Raw genomic sequence first — 3,828 nt, forward strand, 5'->3', positions numbered from 1 at the left:
ATCTGGTTCAGCTGCTCTCTTTCCTGGGAGCCACTGCCATCTTCCATGCTCATGTATTTGTTTTCTGTGTCGTCCGTACCAGCCTCGTCTTTACGGGTGATCAGGCCTTGCAGATAGATGAGCTCCTTTTTAGCTGATTCCAGCTTTTTCTGGATCAATTCTCTAAATTCCTGCAGGTCTGAATCACTGTATCTGTATACAGGACCGGAAGGTTGTGCCGGTTGATCCAGCACTGACTTTGTAAATTCGGGCTGATAAGTTACCAGGGTAGCTTTTCCGCCTTTCTTTTCAGGTTTTTCAGTTTTCTCGGGTTTTTCGGATCTTTCCGCCTTTACTGACTTTTCAGCCTTAACAACAGGCTTCTCCGCTGCTTTCTTTGTGGATTCCTTTTCCTTAGCAACTTCTACCTTAGTATCTGCTTTCTTTACTGCCATCGTTTTAAGTTCTTTTTCTTCTGACTTAGAAATAAATGGTTTCTCTTTTTCAGCGGAAACACTTTTCGTTACCACTTGCTGCTTTACAGCAGGCTCTTTTTTAACGGTCGATTTCGCAGGTACAGCAACTTTCTTGACGGATGTTGTTTTACTGTTTGGTACGGCAGAGGCCTTTTTCACTGCTTTTTTAGGCGCCGGAGCGGCTTTTTTTGCAGTGCTTTTAGCTACCACGGCTTTTCCGGCTGCTGGTTTTGCTGCCGCTTTAGGAGCCGCCTTTGCAGGGGCCGCTTTTGCAGCTGCTTTCTTTGGAGCGGGCGCCGTTTTCTTTACCGGAGCAGGTTTAGCAGCTTTTTTCGCTGTTGATGCCTTCGCTACAGTCTTCTTAGCCGGAGCTGCCTTTTGGGTCGTTTTACTAGCAACCTTCTTTTTTGTTGCCATGGGGGATTAGCTTTTTTTGTTAACTAATACATTAAATTTAAGGTCGTTTACCTCTATTTCTGTACCATCTTGTAATCGCTCCACTAATTCCAGACTATCTGCCAAAATTTCGGTGCAAATATAATCATTATAGTTCACAATGGCCGACTTGAGCGTATCCACACTTTCTACTGTTACGTCAATTCTGTCAGTCAATGCAAAATCACTATCCTTGCGGATTTTCTGTATACGATTTACCAGTTCCCTGGCATTTCCTTCATCCTGCAGCTGGGAAGTAATAGTAATATCAAGCGCTACCGTAAGGGCACCTTTATTAGCTACTGTCCATCCTGGAATATCTTCTGAAATGATCTCAACGTCGGAGAGTTGGATTTGCAACTGTTCTCCCTCTACAACCAGGTTGAAATGGCCGTCGCGCTCTATAGTGGTAATTTCTGCCTCTGTGAACGCGTTGATAGCGGCTGCCACAGATTTCATCTTTGCTCCCATTTTACCACCGAGGGACTTGAAGTTAGGCTTAATCTTTTTCTTGATAAAACCTTCCGTTTCCGTAAGATAATCAATCCCTTTGACATTGACCTCACTTTTTATCAGGTCCGCAACCAATTCTATCTGCTCTTTCATCCGGCCATTGGCTACAGGGATTAAAATCTTCTGCAGAGGCTGGCGAACTTTAATATTCACCTTTTTACGCAAGGATAATACCAGTGAGGAAATATCCTGTGCCAGCTGCATTCTTTCTTCCAAACCGGTATCTACCGCGCCCTCACTTATCACCGGAAAATCAGTGTGGTGGATGGAAGCAGCCTTGTTGCGGCCACTTACACTATTCAGGTTATTAAATAACCAATCGGTGAAAAATGGGGAAACCGGGGCCATCAATTGTGTAATTTTTTCCAAACATTCGTATAATGTCTGGTAAGCACTGATCTTATCATGCCCGTATTCACCTTTCCAGAACCGGCGACGGCATAAACGCACATACCAGTTACTCAGCTGCTCATCCACAAAACGCTCTATGGCTCTTCCTGCCTGGGTAGGTTCATAATCGTCGAAACTGCTGGTTACATCTTTTATAAGTGTATTCAGTACAGAAATGATCCAACGGTCAATTTCCGGACGCTCCTCCAGCGGAATATATGCTTCCTTGAAAGTAAACTTATCAAGATTTGCATACATAGCAAAGAAGCTATATGTGTTATACAGGGTCCCAAACAGCTTGCGCTGCGCTTCCCCGATACCTTTTACATCAAACTTTAAACTATCCCAGGGAGAAGCATTAGTGATCAGGTACCAACGGGTAGCATCTGCACCAAAAGTTTCAATGGTTTCAAACGGGTTTACCACGTTACCGAGACGTTTACTCATTTTTTGCCCTTTCGCGTCCAGCACCAACCCATTGGAAACTACTGTTTTATATGCCACACTGTCGAAAAGCATTACGCCAAGGGCATGTAAGGTATAAAACCAGCCGCGGGTCTGATCTACTCCTTCCGCAATAAAATCGGCAGGGAATGCCTGTCCTTTATCTACCAGCTCTTTATTTTCGAATGGATAGTGCCATTGCGCATAAGGCATCGCTCCGCTATCAAACCAAACATCCACCAGGTCGGGCTCACGGCGCATTGGCTTACCCGACGGGCTCACCAGGATAATATCATCAACATAAGGCTTATGCAGATCGAGGATGCCTTCATGGAGATAGGACTTATTCACATCTCCTCCCAAAACCTGGTTCGCTTTACGGATTTCCGCATTCAGCTCTTCAATCCCTCCGATGCAGATCTCTTCAGAACCATCTTCAGTGCGCCAGATAGGTAATGGCGTACCCCAGTAACGGCTGCGGCTGAGGTTCCAATCCACCATATTCTCCAGCCAGTTGCCAAAGCGGCCGGTACCGGTGGAGGCGGGTTTCCAGTTGATCGTTTTGTTCAGCTCAACCATCCTGTCTTTTACAGCCGTGGTTTTAATAAACCATGCGTCCAGTGGATAATATAGCACCGGTTTGTCTGTACGCCAGCAATGCGGATAGGTATGCTCATACTTCTCCACTTTGAACGCCCGGTTCTCTTTCTTTAGTTTCACGGCAATATCCACGTCTACATCTTTGTAGTCGGGATCATCTTTATAATTCTTTACATACCTGCCTGAAAATTCACCTACATTATCTGTGAACTTACCGGATCTGTCTACCAGTGTTAAAATACCGATACCATACTTCTTACCTACGCGGTTATCATCTGCACCAAAAGCCGGAGCAGTGTGAACGATGCCTGTACCATCTTCCGTGGTTACAAAGTCGCCCAGGAGTACACGGAACGGGTCGCCTTCTTCCGGCTGAACAAATGGTAGCAATTGTTCATAACGGATATTTTCAAGCTGGCTGCCTTTAAAGCTGGTCAGTATTTTCCAGGGAATTACTTTATCACCTTCCTGGTAAGCGGCAAAATCACCGTTTTCTCCTTCTGTCTTAAAATATTTACTGAGTAATACTTTAGCCATTACCACGTTCACCGGCAGGTGTGTGTATGGATTGAAAGTATTTACCAGCACATATTCTATATTGGCGCCTACAGTTAAACCCAGGTTGGATGGTAAAGTCCACGGGGTAGTAGTCCAGGCCAGGAAAAAGACCTCATCTGATCCTGCTGCGTCAAAAAGAAACTGTGAGTTATCTGCTTTTTGGGCCTTAAACATGGCCACCACAGTAGTATCCTTTACATCTTTATAGGTGCCCGGCTGGTTCAGCTCATGGGAACTTAAACCGGTACCGGCTGCAGGGGAGTAAGGCTGGATGCTTACACTTTTGTATAGGAATCCTTTTTTATAAAGCGTTTGAAGACACCACCAGAGTGTTTCAATATAATTATTTTCAAAAGTGATATAAGGATCTTTCAGGTCTACCCAGTATCCCATTTTAAGGGTCAGGTCGTCCCACATATCTTTATACTTTAAT

General features: G+C 44.8%; 2 protein-coding genes. Both read right to left on the reverse strand.

From position 1 onward, the window contains the following. Window positions 1-872, reverse strand: an 872-nt coding sequence (locus VN105_RS13085; protein WP_325641547.1) for a hypothetical protein, incomplete at its 3' end; no start/stop codon positions are given. A gap of 6 nt (window positions 873-878) precedes the next feature. Next, the coding region (ileS, locus tag VN105_RS13090; RefSeq protein ID WP_325641549.1) for an isoleucine--tRNA ligase at window positions 879-3,828 on the reverse strand (2,950 nt) is incomplete at its 5' end.

The organism is Chitinophaga sp., assembly GCF_035564935.1.
In the GTDB taxonomy this organism is placed as follows: domain Bacteria; phylum Bacteroidota; class Bacteroidia; order Chitinophagales; family Chitinophagaceae; genus Chitinophaga.